Annotated in this window: 16 protein-coding genes and 1 pseudogene; 5 read left to right on the top strand and 12 right to left on the bottom strand. The window is 63.6% G+C overall.

What is annotated here, in order from left to right; all coding sequences use genetic code 11:
* On the bottom strand, positions 1-1,200 hold a 1,200-nt coding region (locus ACODSU_RS15040), incomplete at its 3' end, for a hypothetical protein (RefSeq protein WP_488842856.1).
* A gap of 483 nt (positions 1,201-1,683) precedes the next feature.
* Positions 1,684-2,004: pseudogene (locus tag ACODSU_RS15035) on the bottom strand (helix-turn-helix domain-containing protein); the annotation flags it as partial.
* On the opposite strand from ACODSU_RS15035, the gene ACODSU_RS15030 reads away from it, so the two are divergent.
* Positions 2,003-2,257, top strand: a complete 255-nt coding sequence (locus ACODSU_RS15030) for a hypothetical protein (protein ID WP_488842854.1) — start codon at positions 2,003-2,005, stop codon at positions 2,255-2,257. The pseudogene ACODSU_RS15035 and the gene ACODSU_RS15030 overlap by 2 nt on opposite strands.
* A 442-nt stretch (positions 2,258-2,699) precedes the next feature.
* Here ACODSU_RS15030 and ACODSU_RS15025 read toward each other — a convergent pair whose 3' ends face one another.
* From ACODSU_RS15025 to ACODSU_RS14995, 7 genes are all read right to left on the bottom strand, one after another.
* Positions 2,700-3,950 (bottom strand): YbfB/YjiJ family MFS transporter, encoded by a 1,251-nt coding sequence (locus ACODSU_RS15025; RefSeq protein ID WP_488842852.1) that lies wholly within the window; start codon positions 3,948-3,950, stop codon positions 2,700-2,702.
* A 115-nt stretch (positions 3,951-4,065) separates the two neighbouring features.
* On the bottom strand, positions 4,066-4,653 hold the full coding sequence (locus ACODSU_RS15020) for a TetR/AcrR family transcriptional regulator (protein ID WP_488842850.1): 588 nt from the start codon (positions 4,651-4,653) through the stop codon (positions 4,066-4,068).
* 406 nt (positions 4,654-5,059) lie between these two features.
* Complete coding sequence (gene wrbA / locus ACODSU_RS15015; protein ID WP_488842848.1) at positions 5,060-5,662, bottom strand: NAD(P)H:quinone oxidoreductase; 603 nt, start codon at positions 5,660-5,662, stop codon at positions 5,060-5,062.
* A 135-nt stretch (positions 5,663-5,797) separates the two neighbouring features.
* Complete coding sequence (locus tag ACODSU_RS15010; protein WP_488842846.1) at positions 5,798-6,253, bottom strand: carboxymuconolactone decarboxylase family protein; 456 nt, start codon at positions 6,251-6,253, stop codon at positions 5,798-5,800.
* Positions 6,250-6,654, bottom strand: coding sequence for a cupin domain-containing protein (locus tag ACODSU_RS15005; RefSeq protein ID WP_488842868.1), 405 nt, complete (start codon positions 6,652-6,654; stop codon positions 6,250-6,252). Before ACODSU_RS15005 ends, ACODSU_RS15010 begins: the two co-directional genes overlap by 4 nt.
* A 55-nt stretch (positions 6,655-6,709) precedes the next feature.
* Entirely contained in the window at positions 6,710-7,420 is a 711-nt protein-coding gene (locus tag ACODSU_RS15000; protein WP_488842844.1) for a nitroreductase, read from the bottom strand.
* A 3-nt stretch (positions 7,421-7,423) separates the two neighbouring features.
* Positions 7,424-7,972, bottom strand: coding sequence for a 4-hydroxylaminobenzoate lyase (locus ACODSU_RS14995; protein WP_488842842.1), 549 nt, complete (start codon positions 7,970-7,972; stop codon positions 7,424-7,426).
* A 110-nt stretch (positions 7,973-8,082) separates the two neighbouring features.
* Here ACODSU_RS14995 and ACODSU_RS14990 point away from each other — a divergent pair, with 110 nt between their 5' ends.
* The 3 genes from ACODSU_RS14990 to ACODSU_RS14980 all read left to right on the top strand — a co-directional run bounded on the left by ACODSU_RS14990 (position 8,083) and on the right by ACODSU_RS14980 (position 10,950).
* Complete coding sequence (locus ACODSU_RS14990; RefSeq protein WP_488842840.1) at positions 8,083-9,063, top strand: LysR family transcriptional regulator; 981 nt, start codon at positions 8,083-8,085, stop codon at positions 9,061-9,063.
* A gap of 119 nt (positions 9,064-9,182) precedes the next feature.
* Positions 9,183-10,163: a tripartite tricarboxylate transporter substrate-binding protein gene (locus ACODSU_RS14985; RefSeq protein WP_488842838.1), complete on the top strand. Its 981-nt coding sequence runs from the start codon at positions 9,183-9,185 to the stop codon at positions 10,161-10,163.
* A 1-nt stretch (position 10,164) separates the two neighbouring features.
* On the top strand, positions 10,165-10,950 hold the full coding sequence (locus ACODSU_RS14980; protein ID WP_488842836.1) for a nitroreductase: 786 nt from the start codon (positions 10,165-10,167) through the stop codon (positions 10,948-10,950).
* A 158-nt stretch (positions 10,951-11,108) separates the two neighbouring features.
* On the opposite strand, the gene ACODSU_RS14975 is transcribed toward ACODSU_RS14980, so the two are convergent.
* The gene (locus tag ACODSU_RS14975) at positions 11,109-11,753 is read right to left on the bottom strand and encodes an HD domain-containing protein (protein WP_488842834.1); all 645 of its coding nucleotides are present in this window, start codon (positions 11,751-11,753) and stop codon (positions 11,109-11,111) included.
* Between the two features lie 193 nt (positions 11,754-11,946).
* Positions 11,947-12,741 carry an SDR family NAD(P)-dependent oxidoreductase gene (locus ACODSU_RS14970; protein ID WP_488842832.1) on the bottom strand — a complete coding sequence of 265 codons (795 nt, stop codon included), beginning with the start codon at positions 12,739-12,741 and terminating at the stop codon, positions 11,947-11,949.
* Between the two features lie 103 nt (positions 12,742-12,844).
* Between ACODSU_RS14970 and ACODSU_RS14965 the strand changes: the two genes are divergently transcribed.
* Positions 12,845-13,768: a LysR family transcriptional regulator gene (locus ACODSU_RS14965; protein ID WP_488842830.1), complete on the top strand. Its 924-nt coding sequence runs from the start codon at positions 12,845-12,847 to the stop codon at positions 13,766-13,768.
* 46 nt (positions 13,769-13,814) lie between these two features.
* Here the strand turns inward: ACODSU_RS14965 and ACODSU_RS14960 are convergent, their stop codons facing one another.
* A complete protein-coding gene (locus ACODSU_RS14960; RefSeq protein ID WP_488842828.1) occupies positions 13,815-14,582 on the bottom strand; it encodes an HD domain-containing protein in 768 nt (255 codons plus the stop codon).
* Positions 14,583-14,623 lie beyond the last annotated feature (41 nt).

Here is a 14,623-nt window from a genome sequence, read left to right as displayed (position 1 = left end):
CAAAGTGACCCCACTTACACTGGGGACTGGCGCACTTCGTTGTTGAAACCGCCAAGCATTTTCCGCGAGTTCGACCCTATCGGTCAGATGATGCCAAGTTTCAGCTGCGTCGGCCCATTCGTGCATCAGGTCGCTTACGACGTAGCGGAGCAGCGTCTCAGGACGTAGCCCCGCAGGATGCTTGGACAGGCGCTGTAGGGTGAACTTGAACAGACCTTCGTACGCCATGTGGAGTAAATCATTGGCGTGGTACACGAACCACTTGAAGCGGTGGTCTCCCAACTCCTCGCCAGGCAGTTCGAGCGACTCTCCGTCGGAGGTGCGGCCAGAGTAGGCTGCCCACCGGATTTCCCTGGCGTTGGGCTCTCTGCCGAGCTTTTCCGTTATGCGAAGCACAAGCTCCAGCGTCATTCTGCGGGCTCTGTCGGCTTCCGAGGAATTCGAGGAGTCACTAAACAGCAGGGTTTCGTAGGCTTGCCGCTCGGCACCCTCCACGTACCCTAAGGACATTGGCGCAAGTTCCGTCAGCTGTGCGCGGCTTACGACACCGGCGGCCGCCACCTCTAAAAACTTTTCACCTGCAGCGCCAACGCTCTCTGCGTAGACGCGAGCCATTGCCAACCCTTCCTTGCTAGCCAAGGGAATTTTGTGCTTCTCGCCGTTCTTTTCGAGCAGTCCAATCTCCTCTATCTGGGAGCCATACGCGGCACCGAAAGCTCCGTTGTCTTGCCGAAGATACTGCGTGAGCCCTTTCTCTTGGTCCGTCGCCGAGTGAAACTCCAACATCTCTTGGTCACTACGCAGCAGACGACGTGCCCAAATAGAGCCGGAGATGCCGCTTTCGCTGGGGTCCAAATGTCGGGAGATGAGCGCGCAGAGGGCTTCAGCCCTACGGAGATAACGGCGCCACTCAGCCACTGAGCCATTCCGCACGTCAACGGAGTATCGCCAACTAAGCCAAGCATAGAACCCGTAGTAGCGGACTCTCAGTGTCACATTGCTGATGCCTGGCACCAACGATTGGTAGAGGGAAATGCATAAGGCTTGCATGCCAAGTGGGTCCTGGCCTTGCTTTTCACCCAACTCGGTCCATTCAGGGGCACCTTGTGGGACAATTTTTTTCGTAGCACCCTCTACATCGACCTCGCTGTCTTCGTCATCTTCGAGGTCTTCTTTGATCTGTTCGAACGCGTCCGCCAAGAGTTGCTCCTCGTCAATTTTCCCGACACTGTAATCATGCTCGCTCGCAAGTGGTTCAACGGAGCCACGAAACTTGCACGAAGCGCATGCGATGCTTTACTCAGTCAGGCAGGTGAACTGGGCAAACGGAGTCTCTAACGTGGTAGCCGGCTGAAATGTTGGTTGAAGTATCCTGCTCCAGGGGCGCTGAGCACTGAAGTCTCAATCGGCTGAGCCGTCATGAGGAGCGGTGTTAAAAAAGGCACGAAGCAGGAGGGGCCGCGCGAGGGGCTGCTTCCACAAGCCATCGAAGGCCGGCTTCGGGCGTTGCAGTCGTTCAGGTCTGCGGGAAGCGGTCGCTCTGCATGCTTGAGCTGAGCGGCGGTTTTTGGCCAAGAGTAGCCGTTAGTGGGCAAGGTGCGAACGGCTGCAATCGCTGCAAAGCCGTCGGCCTGCCCCACATGCAGATCAGCTTGCGCCAGCATGTGCCGTGGCTGCGGGCACCCGCCAGCGCCGGATGTAGTCGGTGACGGCGCTGTAGCCGCCGCGGTAGCCCTGGGCCTGTATCTGAGCAAACAAGGCACGGCCGCTGCGCCGTCCCTGCTTGGGGCGATGGCTGTCGGTCGTGAGCGCCTGGTGCAGGGCCGGCTCGAACGCCGTGAGCTTGCCATCGAGCTTCACCCGTTCGTACTTCGGCACAACATCGCCGGGCGCCTTGAGCCACTTCTTGACCGTATTGCGCGACAGGCCCGTGCGCTTTGCGATCTCGCTGAGAGAGAGTTGGTCGCGCAGCCTCATGCGCCTGACCTTGCCAATCATGTCCATGGTGATCACCTTGAATCCCCTGCTGAAATTCTCAGCAGGTCAGTGGAACACCCTGGTCAATATTGGATTGGCAATTTGCGGTTTAGCTGGTCAAGATTGCATCGGCACTAACACATGGGTGAAGCCTTGGCTGCGCCATCGGCGTTACTCCTGGCGTGCGAATGTCCTCAGCGCTCGCGCGTGGCAGGGCGCCTATGCGTGCCGCGTGTCCAACGCGACTCGTCTTTCGTCTATTGACTGCAGTGGTCCATGAATGTAATGCTCGACGAGCCCGCTTCGATCGGAATCGCCGCAAGGGTGCGTGCCAGGGTGCTTCTTGCCGTGTGGAAGTCGAAAAGAGTTCGTTGGGCCGTGAACATTCTGCTGCTCATCGTTGGCCTCTTCTACATGCGATTTTGGTCAGAAAAGACCGGGACGGTGGGGCCGGGGCCGCCTTCATACTGGAAGTCTCTACAGCGCAGTCTGATGCTCCGCATCGTGACGCCCAGGGCCAGTTGTTGGGTGGACGTTGCCTCAGTTAACTCTGATTGTCCGGGCCGCCGCTTGGTGGCTCACCATTCCAAAGCGAGGCCAAACGCGCTATCACTCGCGCGACCGTGCCGACCGCTTTGAACTGACAAGCTACGGGCGCATGGTGTTCCTTCCCAACCGCGTTGCTTCGGATAGCCACTTTGCGCCCTCCGCATACGGCTGGATCAGTTGGATGACCGTTCCGTGTGTGCTCCTCGATTTGACTTGGAACTCGACGGGCTGGTCACGAGATCCCACACAAGCGCTCCGACGAACGCTGCGGCCGCGCCCGCGAACAGGAGCTTGAAGTTCCCCCCGGTCAAGGTCAGCAGCGCACTGTCCCCGTAGCCCGCAGCAGCCTGAACCAATGCGAATGCCATAGTGGCCCGGCCCCAGGCCGCCTGCTGCGCGGCTGGCGGTCCTTTGACTAGTTCGTTGACCCGGCCGAGAACGAGAGGTACGGCGCCCGGCGGGAACGTCCCAAGCAGGAAGACTGCGGGTGTGATGATCCATGCCGACGTTGCAGAAACCAGAGTGGCTCCCGCGACGACCTGCAGCACAAGCGTGAGGCGTATGGTCCGCGCAAAGCCGAGCCGATCGGCAGTAGCTCCGTAAGAAAGAGGGCCGACCAGAGCTCCGATACCGAACACGATCCAGAGTAATGCGCCACCGTTCACGGTCCAGTGCAGGCCGCGCACGGCGTAGTCGACCAGGAACACCATGGACGGCACAACGCCGATCGCCATCAGGCCATATTGGCCATAGATGTGCAGCAAGGATCGGCGCTCCTCACGCTGCAGCATGACCGCCTCGAGTTTCGGCGGCCGCGCATTGTGCGGCCACGCGCCCCACGTGAGCAACGTCAGAATCAGCGAGACGACGGCAAGTCCGATCCAGGTGGCGCTCAGGCCGGCTCTCAGCAGTAGAGGCACCATCGTGCCCGAGGCCGCGATGCCCAGGCCCAAGCCAAGGAAGATCGCTCCGGCTGCCATCCCCTTGCGCGCCGCTGGCACGTGGGGGAGCACCACACTTCCGACCAGGACCATGATGGCCCCGCCGGTGACTCCCGAGACCAGCCGCCACGAGAAGAACCAGGTCGGGGATACCGGCATGGCGCAGGCCAGGAAGGACAACGCCGTCACAAGCATCATCGCCCGAAGCGTGGCAACCGACCCGATCGCCGATGCCAAGCGTTTTCCACCGATCGCGCCCAAGAGGTAGCCGAGCAGGTTCGCTGCTGCCAGGAACACCACGGCGTCGGCAGTGAACCACCTTGCGGCGATCAGCGGAGGGATCAGCGGGGTATACGCGAACCGGGCAAGACCGATACCGATCAGGCTGGCACACAAGCCAGCCGCAATTAGCGGATAGACGGCGAGGCCAGGCGCAGGCGCTGGTGCGGCCGCGCGAGCGGCAGAGGAAGTTGGGGTGTTCATATTTGTCAATGTTGTCATGTTTGACAAAGTCGTCAAAGATGATGCGATATTGAGCCTTCCGGCCGCACGGGTATGCGATCGACGGGAGCCGCCCCGACTGCGTTGTGCTTGCGTGCTAGTGAACTGGGGTAGGCAGCAGCAGCTTGACTAGCGCATCGGCAGTTGCGCGTAGCCGCTTCTCATCCGCGTAGACCCGCTCAATGACGACCAAGCCGCGGGTGAACGTGACGATCAGGCGCGCTGCCTGGCGAACGGGGATGGGGAGGCTTTCGGACTCGCCATCCTGCGAGAACCTCTCCACCAGCGCAGCCTCGATGTCGTCCAGCAGTAGCCGCAGGGCGCCTTGCAGGGCTGGATCGAGAACTTCGCTGCCAAGGGCCGTCTTCGTACTCAGGCACCCGCGCGTCGGCGTGCCGGTGGTCATGGAGGAGATGACGAAGGAAAGGAACGAGCGCAGCGCATCACGGAGCCTGGGCCGCGCCAAGGCCTCACCCACCTGCCCCAGAAAGCGCAGGCGGTACCTTTCAAATACCTTGAGAAAGAGGGCGTCCTTGTCCCCGTATGCGTTGTACAGCGAGCCACGCTGCACGCCGGTGGCCGCCGCAAGGTCCTGCATCGTGGTGTTGGCGAAGCCCTTCTGCCAAAACAGTTCGAGCGCCTGCTCGAGCATCGCTTCCTCATCGAACTGCCGCATTCCAGCCATCGGACATCCTCCTGCCGAGGATTATGGACGGTTCCTTGACTGGCATGTCAAAGATCGGCCTTGTCTCCCTATCAGTAAGCCGGGAAAGCAGACTGTCTAGGTGGTCAGCAGCGTGCCAAGACCTGTATGTGTGAAATGGTCTGCCCCTGTGTCGATCTTTGGGCGGGATGGGAGATCCGCTGGCCTTACAACGAACCTTGTGCAGCAGCTTCGCAACGTCGGCGCGCTGTGCGCGTGCGGATCAGCACCGACCAAGTGGGGCGGAGCGCAGCGCCTGCCGACGCCCCTCCCCTCCCACCGCACGAATAGTCAAATCGTCCCGTCTTCGAGACTGCGTCGAGGAGCACTGCCGCCATCGTGCTAACGCGATCAGCGCCCGGACCTTCCGGCAATATCGCTGCGTGCTTCAGCCGTGGAGCTTCGTCGCGATGGTCGCGACGTGACGGCCCTGGAACTCCGCCATGCCCAGCTCCTGCTCGCTGGGCAGGCGCTCGCCCTGGCCACCGGCGATAGTTGCCGCTCCGTACGGGCTGCCACCTTTGATCTCGTCGATGCCCATCTGGCGCCTCTCGGCATAAGGCAGGCCGACCACGACCATGCCATGGTGCAGCAGGGTCGGGAGGAACGTGAGGATGGTGCTCTCCTGGCCGCCGTGCTGGGTTGCCGAGGAGGTGAACACGGACCCCACCTTTCCAACGAGTGCACCCTTCATCCAGAGCGGTCCCGTCTGGTCGATGAAGGTGCGCATCTGTGCGCTGACGTTGCCGAAGCGGGTGGGAGCGCCGAAGACGATCGCGTCGTAGTTGGCGAGTTCTTCCGGCTTCGCGAGCGCGGCGGCCTGGTCGGCCTTGCCACCCGCTCCGCGGAACACGTCCGGGGGCACCGTTTCGGGCACCCGCTTCAAGTCCACGACGGCGTCGGGAACGCTGCGCGCGCCGCGCGCGACGGCTGCCGCCATGGCCTCGATGTGGCCGTAGAAGCTGTGGTACAGGACGAGGACTTTTGCCATCTTGATTTCAGGTATTAGGTAATTCGTTGGGAAAGGCCACCAAAGCATTGGCCGCCACACGGCGGCACCATTGCCGGATCGGCAACGGTGCGACGAAGAAATGCGGGTGAATTGGCTCGGAGCGAGCCCGAAGGTCTACTTCTTCAGGACGGCCTGCGGCGTGTTGCGGAAGCTGATCGCCATGCGGTTGTAGGTGTTCATCAGACCGATTGCCAGGGTGAGGTCCACCAATTCCTTCTCGGCGAAGACGTCGCGCGCGGCTTCGTAGTCTTCATCCGGCACGCCGGTGTCGGCGACGCGCGTCACCGACTCTGCCCAGGCGAGTGCGGCCCGCTCGCGCGGGTCAAAGAGATCGCCGGCCTCCCGCCATGCCTGCAGCAGCGCGAGTTTCTCGATCGGCAAGTCCTTCTTCAGCAAGTCGCGCGTATGCATGTCCAGGCAAAACGCGCAGTTGTTGATCTGGGACACGCGCAGGTAGACGAGGTCCACGAGTGCGGGCGAGAGGCCGCTCTGCGACACGTAGCCATAGAGGGTGCCGAGCGCCTTGGCGCCAGCGGGAGCGAGTTGGTTGTAGTCGAGACGCATGGTCATGGCTTGTTCTCCGAAGATTCGGTTGAGGTGGTGGGAGTCGTGAGAGGGGTGTCCCCGGTGTCCAGCACGAAGACGGCGAGCAGCCTGGCAGGCTCGGTCTTGCTCGCGTTTCGGCTTACGACGTGTCTTGCGCCCGGGGGCTCATAAAAGCTTTCCCCCGCATGCAGGACCTGCACAGGGCCGTCGTCGATCCGAGATTCGATTGCGCCAGAAAGCACGTACGCGTAGATGAACGCGGACTTCGCATGCACGTGCGGACGCGATGCAGCGCCGGGCGCGTAGTCAACCACGACTGAGATGAGCGACTTTCCGGGAATGTTGGGGATGGATTGCCGGAATGCGGGAGTGACCTTCTCGGTCGTCTCATGGGCCAAGACGGAAGCGGGGGCGAGTGCGCCCATCGTGACCGCCACGACGCAGGCGAGCAGTATGTTCTTCAAGTGAGTTCTCCTGGGTTCATTCGGGAAAGCCGACCATGCGAGCGAAGTCCTGAACGCGCTCGCGCGGCATCGCAGTCTGGTTAACGGGTGCATCGGGGTCGCCGTAGCCCATGGACATGCCGAAAGCCGTCACTTCCTCGGGTGCCATGCCAAGATGCGAGGCAATCACGTCATGGAATGGGGCGAAGGACACCTGCGGACAGGTGTCGATACCCCGCGCCTTGGCAGAGATCATCAGGTTCTGCGCGAAGAGGCCGAGATCGATCCAGCTGTGCGGCTTCAGGCGGCGGTCGATACTGAAAAGAAGGCCGACCGGTGCGCCGAAGAACGAGAAGTTCCGTTCGGACTGGCGGGTGCGTGCCTCCGCGTCGCTGCGTTCGATACCCAGGGATGCGTAGTACCGCGCGCCGAAGTCCTGCAGCCTGGCGCGGAACACCTCGGGCAGCGGCTCGGGGAAGTGCGCGGGCGCGGGAGCCGTCCCAGACCGCGACGCCGCGACCAGCGCCGCAGCCAATTCCTCCTTGGCCGCTCCAGTCACGACATACACCCGCCAGGGTTGGACATTGGCGCCGCTCGGCGCGGTGGCTGCGTCCGAAAGAATCTCGTCCACCAGCTTGCGTTCGAGCGGCTTCTGCTTGAAAGCGCGCACCGCGCGGCGGGAACGCACGACACTCGCCACACATTGCGCAACGGCCTCCTGGGCCCATTCACGAGGGTTGGTGGTCATGGCTTACTCCTGCGGCGCGGCGTGATACGAGATCCGGCCCGAAGGCAGGAAGAAGAGCGCGATGACGGTGCCTCCCTTGGCTTCGGGATAGTGCTGGCTGCCGGGCGAGGGCGCGGTCCACCCGCCGAAGCACCAGCCGTTCGGACCGTTCAAGGCTGCACCGGGCGTGACGGGCACGACCATGTTGAACTCGCCGTAGGGGTGGCCATGGTATTGGCCGCGGAACCGGTGGTCGGGATGGCCCTGCTCGTTCCCCGTGCTGTCCATGTACACCGCGGTGATGCTGAAGTGGAGGGTCTTGTCCGAAGGTTCGGCGATGCGGCTGCGACGGTAGTGCGGGCCGTCGATCTCCACATTCGCCGCCCAGCCGTCTTCCACACCCTTCTTCACGAGGCTCGCGAGCGTCTGGTACAGCTCGCTGTCCGGCCCGTACTTCTGGTTCAGCCAGCGCTCGACCTCGGTGCTCGCCGTCATGTCCTTCACTTCCGCGAGGAAGGGTATGCAGCGGTCGATCAAGGCCTCGCGGTCCTGTATGAGTGTTTCGGTGATCATGGTGTGAGCTCCTGATTGGCTGGTCGCAATGATGGGCAAGCTTCCCCGGAAACGGAACTGATCTCTCTGCAAGCCCATAATGCATGCCGTTCATTGGATGGAGGACGAATATGAGCATCGGCCGGACCGACCTCAACCTGCTCAAGGTCTTCGATGCCGTGTACGAGGAACGCAACCTGGTCCTCGCAGGCAAGCGGCTGCACCTGTCACAGTCAGCGGTGAGCCACGCCCTCGCCAGGCTTCGTGAACTGGTGGGGGACGAGCTCTTCATGCGCACGGGAAAGGGCATGGTCCCTACCGGCCGTGCTGCGGCGATGGCCCCTGCCTTGCGCGACTCGCTGCGACGGATCGAGGCCACACTGGGCGTCGAGCCCTTCTCTTCGCAACAGTCGACACGGCGTTTCGTCATCGCCGCAAATGACCACATGACCGCAGTCATCGTCGCACCGCTCTCGCGCGAGCTGCTGCGCTCGGCGCCGGGCGTGGACCTCGTCATCCGTCCTTTCACCCGGCTCGACCTCGCGGAGCAGATTGACCTGGGCCGCATCGATCTGGCCATCGGCATCTTCTCGCAGCTGCCTGGCCGGCTGAACTCCCACACGCTCATGTCGCAGGGCGAAGCGATCTTGATGCGCAAGGGGCATCCTGCCTCGCGCCGCAAGCTCACCCTCCGAGACATGGCGAAATTCCCGCTGGTCACGCTTTCCGTTGGGGGCGAGGAAGAAGGCGCGGTGGGCGGCTTCATTCTGGAGCGTGGCCTTGCGCGGCAGTCCGAGATGTTCGACCGCCACGCACTGGAGGAGGCGCTGCTTGCGGCAGCGGAAGTCCCGCGCGCGCGTGTGACAGTGCCACACTCGCTGGCTATCCCCGCTCTGCTGCGCGAGACCGACATGCTGTCCATCGTGCCCGCCTCGCTTGCCATGGCACTGGCGAAGAGCAGCGACCTGCTGCGACGGCAACCCCCTTATCAGGCAGGAACGTCGACGATCCGTGCGGTCTGGCACCGCCGCGACGAGCACGACGAAGGCCATGTTTGGCTGCGCGAAGCGGTGGCGGCAACAGCACGTGTTGCCGAGGAGGCGCTCGGCTAGCGGCGCACAGGGCAAATTGCACGGCGTGCACTTTGCCCTTGCAAAGTCTTCAGTTCCAACTCCCGCGCCAGCCGACCATGATTCGGCTGTACCAATCATTTAGCGAAGCGAGGTGCGGAATGGACGCAATCAATCGGCGCGCTTTTGCGCGCATCGCCCTGGCCGTGCCGGCCGCGGGCTGGCTACTGCCGGCGTTGTCCCAGACGGGCGTGGGCAAGCTGCTCGTCGGCTATCCTCCCGGGGGAACCCTCGATACGACGGCACGCCACCTGACGGAGGCCTGGCGCAAGCAGGGGCGCCAGTACATCGTTGACAACCGGGCGGGGGCCGCCGGCCGCATCGCCAACAGCCAGTTGAAACGCGAGCGCGCGGACGGCAGTGTGCTCCTGTGCACGCACGCATCCGCGCTCACGATCTACCCGCACGTCTATGCGCGGCTCGCGTACGATCCAGCGGCAGACTTGGTGCCGGTGTCGCCAGTGGTCACGGCGACCTGTGCGTTTGCCGTGAGCAGCGCTGCGCCGGCCAGCGTTCACGATCTGCAGACGTATGTCGAATGGGTGCGTCGCACGCCGAGCTCCGCCACCTTTGCGTCGCCCGCTGCCGGCTCCTTCGCGCACTTCCTCGGATACCAGCTCTCCGACACTGCGGGTCTGAAGCTGCAACACGTGGGCTATCGCGGATCCGCACCGGCGATTCAGGACCTGATCGGTGGGCAGATCCCGGCGTACTTCGGGTTCGTCGCCGACTTCTTGCCTTACCTGCAACAAGGCAAGCTCAGGATCCTGGGTGTCTCCGGCGAAAAGCGCTCCGCCTTCCTGCCGAAGGTACCCACCTTCATCGAGCAGGGATACCCAAAGGTCGTCGGGGTGGAGAACTATGGGATCTTCGCGCCACCCGGGACCTCCGAGTCGACCGTGCAGGCGGTGCACGCGTCCATTGTTACCGCCGCCAAGGATCCGGCGCTTCGCTCGGCCTTGGAGCAGGTCGGCCTGGAAACCCTGACGCTTCCGCCCGGCGAGTATGCGAAGCAGCTGCAGTCCCAGCGGGAGTTCTGGCGTCCCATCGTGCAGGCTTCCGGTTTCCGCTCCGAGGACTGACATGGACACGGAGCACCGCACGCAGGCGGAAATTGCGCGCTGTGTCGACCGGGTGCTGCAGTCACGCCGGTCCACGCGCGCATACCGACCGGACCCGCTCCCGGCAGAGACGGTGCTCGAGATCCTCGACGCCGCCGCGACGGCGCCCAGCAATTCGAACACGCAGCCGTGGCGCGTGCACGTGCTGGCGGGCGCCGCCCTGCGCGAGTTGGGCGACGCGCTGGTAGCGAGCTTCAGGGAAGGAAGTCTGCCCCCGTCGCCCCATTTTCCGGATCCGCTCCCCCCGGAATTCAGCGAACGACAGGCGGACTTTGCAACACGTTACTACGGCTGTCTCGGAATCGACCGGCACGACGCCGCCGCGCGCGCCGCACAGACCGAGAAGAACTTCCACTTCTTCGGCGCGCCGGTCGGCCTGCTCTTCAGCATTGACCGGCGCTTGACGGCACACAGCTGGCTCGACCTTGGCCTGTTCGTGCAGAACGTGATGATCGCAGCCGGGGCACGCGGCATCGCCACGTGCCCGCAGGTCTCGTTCGCACGCTTCCATCCGGTGATCGCTTCCTACCTTAGCATGTCCCCGGACCACCTGACCGCCTGCGGGATGTCCATGGGCTTCGCCGAAACGGTGGCGGCGGTGAACCAGGTCCGAATGCCGCGACAGGGTGCGCGCGAGTTCGCTCAGTTCGTCGGCTTCGAGCCTGCCGCGCCTGCACGCGAGGCGACTGTGCTCAGTTCGCGAACTGCTTCCGATCCTCGCGTGGACTCACGCCGAACCGCCGGCTGAACGCGCGGCGGAAGGCCTCCACGTTCGCGTAGCCGACGTTCGTTGCCCGCCGCTTCAACGGGCATCCGAGTCCTCCAGGCGGCGAGCCTCGTCACTGCGCGCCTCTTCCCCGCCTCAATTCAGGACGCCAGCAGGGCATTCCTGAAGCCGCAGCGGCATCAACCCTGCCACTTCGACGCGAAGATGACTGCGCACATGTCGACCCGCTGGAAGTGCGGGTCCTTGTGCGCGAGGAAGTCGTCATTGAAGGTGCCGATGGTGCTGGCGGGTCGGTGCTTCATGCCTTCGTAGAAGGCATCGATGATTCCGCTCTTGAAGTCGTCTTCGCGGGGAAAGGCAGCAAGCACTGCCTGGCGTTCCGCGTCCGTGAACTCATCGTATCCCCGCCCGGCAACGTCCATGCCCGCGCCTGCTTGGACGAGGGCGATCTCCGCTCGCATGAACTGCGGGATGCCGGGGGTGCTGTGCAGGGCCACGGCATTCCAGACCGTCTCGATGTCCGTTTCGGAAATGCCATGGCTCCGGAGGAAATCACTCGCCGCATTCGCGCCGTCCACTTCGAAGCGAAGCTGACTGTTCTCGTACTTGGCCGTCAGGCCGATGTCGTGGAACATCGAGGCGGCGTAGAGCAGTTCGGCGTCGTACTTCAGCTCTTTGCGGCGGCCCGCGAGGCAGCCCCAGCAGTAGCAGCGCAAGGAGTGGTTGTAGAGCAGGTCGCTCTCGGTGTCGCGAACGAACTCTGTCAGCTCGCGAGCGAGCTGACTATCGGGGATGCGTATTCCGGAAACTTCTCTGGGAGTCATGACTTTCCTCGACGGGTGGTAACGGTGGCAGTGGACGTCGTTGCCGTTGCAACTCGCCAAAGCGGTTGCCCGGCACCGCGATGGCGTCATCATCAGCGGCCAGGGCACGGAATGGAACTGAACTCTGTGCAAGGACAACTTGCAGGCGGCTCAAGTCATCGTCACCCGGAAAGTCACTCCAGACCCGCGTGGGTCAAATCATCTGCCCGCCGCTGACCTCCAGCCGCTGTGCGTTGACCCATGCAGCCGCCTCCGAGCAGAGAAATGCGACGACCGGGCCGATGTCTTCCGCCTGTCCCATTCTTCCGAGCGCGGTGTTCTGGGCGATCATGATCGGCAATTGCGGGTTGGCTTCATACACCTCGCGGCTGAAGTCGGTGGCAATGGCCCCGGGTGCGATCGCGTTCACGCGGATTCGGCGTGGGCCGAGCTCTTTGGCCCAGTACCGCACGAGTGTTTCCACGGCCGATTTCATCGCCGCATACGGGCCGTACCCCGGTATCGCGATCCGCGTCAGGCCTGAGGAGACGCACACGATCGCCCCTCCGTCTGCAATCTGCGCAAGCAGCTGCTGCGTCAGGAAGTACACGCCCTTGAAGTGGACGTTTGCGAGTGCATCGAACACGCCTTCTTCCGTTTCGCCGAGCTTGCCCTGTCCATTTGTGCCCCCGTTGTTGACCAGGAAGTCGATGGTTTGGCGGTCCCAATGCCTCTTGAGGACCTCACGAAGCTGGGCTGAAAACACGGGGAATGACCCCAGGTCAGCGACGTCCAACGGCAGGATTGCCGCTCGCCGCCCCAGAGCTTCGACCTGCGCCTGCACGTCCGCGGCTTCGTCTGCGCGCGTCCTGTACGTCACGATCACATCGTGGCCTTCGCGCGCAAGATGCAGAGCCATGTTGCGGCCGAGCCCGCGGCCGCCGCCCGTCACGAGGGCAATTTTTCCACTGTTCATAAAGTCCTTTCGGTGTTTTGCGACAGGATGCATGGTCGGCGGTAAGCGACGGCGGATCAATGGACCCTCATCGACATCACTATTCAATAATCACAAACAGTTATGCACTTCCCCCTCACCCAAATACGAGAACTCCATGGATCGCATTGACGTCATGCGGCTGTTCACGCGGATAGTGGATCTCGGCAGCTTCACCGCAGCCGCCGAGGACATGAACCTGCCGCGCGCGACCGCCACCCACGCCATCCAGCAGCTCGAACGCCGCGTGGGCGTGCGCCTCCTGCACCGCACCACCCGCCATGTCAGCCCCACGCTGGAAGGACAGGCGTACTACGAGCGGTGCCAGCGCGTGCTTGGCGAAGTCGAGGAGGCCGAGTCCTTGCTCGGGGACGCGGCGGCGAATCCGGGCGGGCGGCTGCGCGTCGACTTAGGAGGGGCGATTGGGGCAGCCTTTCTGCTGCCGCATCTGGGGGAATTCTGCCGCCGGTACCCGAAGATCGATCTTGAGATCGGCACGACGGATCGCCTCGTCGACCTCCTGCGCGAAAGCGTCGACTGCGTCGTCCGCGCGGGTGCGCCGCGCGACATCGGCCTCGTTGCGCGGCGCGTGGCGCTGATGCCGACCGTGACCTGTGCCAGCCGCAGCTACGTGGAGGAGCATGGGATGCCTCGCTCCATCGAGCAGTTCCGTACGCACCAGGCGGTGAACTTCCTGTCATCGGCGACGGGCAGGCATTCGCCGTTCGCGTTCGTCGTGAGGGGCAAGGTGCGCAGCGTAACGCTCAAGGGACGCGTGTCGGTGACCAGCACGGACGCATACACGGCGTGCTGCCTCCAGGGTCTCGGATTCATCCAGGCCCCGCGATACCGGCTGGAAACATACCTTGCCGACGGTGAGCTGCTGGAGGCACTGCCGAAGTCTCCCCCGCCGCACATGCCGGTCGCCGTGATGTACCCGCGCCAGCGCCAGCTCGCTCCGCGCGTGAGGGTGTTCGTCGACTGGGTAGTGGAAAAGCTGAAGCCGATGCAACCCGCATCGGCTGTTCCGCGTCGCTCGTGAGGACCGGAGCCTTGCGCCCTCCCGCCTGCTCCCCCGCCTTCTCCCGCTAGTTCCCGCTGGCCCAGGGCGAGTGGCGCACCAGGCTGCTGAAGTCCCTGCGTTGGAAAGCAGGGTCCTGGGACGCCATGACGTCCGCCAGGCCGGTGCCCTGCGTCGTCTCCGGGCGGTGCTTCAGGCTTTCGTATACGTCGCGCAGGAAGTCTTCCGCGAACGATGCCGGACGCGGGTGGGCAGCCTCGACTGCGCGCCGCTGCGCGCTCGTGAAGTCGCCAAAGCCTGCCCCGACGAGGTCCATGTTGGCACCCTCGGCCAAGACCTGTGCGATGGGGTCGAGATGGCGAGAGATGCCATTCGTCGTATGCAGTGCGATCGAGAGCCAGACTCTTTGGGCTTCGGCCTCCGGCCTGCCGTGCCTGCGCAGGAACTCCCGTGCGGCGTTGGCTCCATCCACTTCGAATCGGAGATGGCTCTCTCCATAGCCGGCCGTCAGCCCGTAGTCGTGGAACATGGCAGCGACGTAGAGAAGCTCGGGGTCAATGGGCAGGCCCTTGCGCTTTGCGGCCAAGGCGGCCCAGTAGTAGACCCGCATCGAGTGCTCGAATAAAAGGTCGCCCTCCGCCTGGCGGATGGCCCGCGCCGCGTCGCGCGCCAACGCAGTGTCGGGAATCCTCGTTTCGGAGAGCGGATGGCGTTCGTTCAGGACGGTCCCGTCCCGCTGTGGCGCCATCGCCTGTGCGTGAGCGCACGGTGCCGCGACGCATGCGGCCAGCGTGAGCGCGAGAGAGATGCAGCGTAGAGTTTCACGAATCCTCATGGCGTTGCCACCCCAGAGCGCGGCGTTCTGGGCTGGAACGA

It is taken from the genome of Acidovorax sp. FG48 (assembly GCF_057809085.1).
This window is presented reverse-complemented; position numbering and strand designations above follow the sequence as displayed.

Coding starts and splice junctions, on each gene's coding strand:
- ACODSU_RS15030 (WP_488842854.1), top strand. CDS start 2,003: ATGGTGATCACCTTGAATCCCCTGCTGAAATTCTCAGCAGGTCAGTGG.
- ACODSU_RS15025 (WP_488842852.1), bottom strand. CDS start 3,950: ATGAACACCCCAACTTCCTCTGCCGCTCGCGCGGCCGCACCAGCGCCT.
- ACODSU_RS15020 (WP_488842850.1), bottom strand. CDS start 4,653: ATGGCTGGAATGCGGCAGTTCGATGAGGAAGCGATGCTCGAGCAGGCG.
- wrbA (WP_488842848.1), bottom strand. CDS start 5,662: ATGGCAAAAGTCCTCGTCCTGTACCACAGCTTCTACGGCCACATCGAG.
- ACODSU_RS15010 (WP_488842846.1), bottom strand. CDS start 6,253: ATGACCATGCGTCTCGACTACAACCAACTCGCTCCCGCTGGCGCCAAG.
- ACODSU_RS15005 (WP_488842868.1), bottom strand. CDS start 6,654: ATGGGCGCACTCGCCCCCGCTTCCGTCTTGGCCCATGAGACGACCGAG.
- ACODSU_RS15000 (WP_488842844.1), bottom strand. CDS start 7,420: ATGACCACCAACCCTCGTGAATGGGCCCAGGAGGCCGTTGCGCAATGT.
- ACODSU_RS14995 (WP_488842842.1), bottom strand. CDS start 7,972: ATGATCACCGAAACACTCATACAGGACCGCGAGGCCTTGATCGACCGC.
- ACODSU_RS14990 (WP_488842840.1), top strand. CDS start 8,083: ATGAGCATCGGCCGGACCGACCTCAACCTGCTCAAGGTCTTCGATGCC.
- ACODSU_RS14985 (WP_488842838.1), top strand. CDS start 9,183: ATGGACGCAATCAATCGGCGCGCTTTTGCGCGCATCGCCCTGGCCGTG.
- ACODSU_RS14980 (WP_488842836.1), top strand. CDS start 10,165: ATGGACACGGAGCACCGCACGCAGGCGGAAATTGCGCGCTGTGTCGAC.
- ACODSU_RS14975 (WP_488842834.1), bottom strand. CDS start 11,753: ATGACTCCCAGAGAAGTTTCCGGAATACGCATCCCCGATAGTCAGCTC.
- ACODSU_RS14970 (WP_488842832.1), bottom strand. CDS start 12,741: ATGCATCCTGTCGCAAAACACCGAAAGGACTTTATGAACAGTGGAAAA.
- ACODSU_RS14965 (WP_488842830.1), top strand. CDS start 12,845: ATGGATCGCATTGACGTCATGCGGCTGTTCACGCGGATAGTGGATCTC.
- ACODSU_RS14960 (WP_488842828.1), bottom strand. CDS start 14,582: ATGAGGATTCGTGAAACTCTACGCTGCATCTCTCTCGCGCTCACGCTG.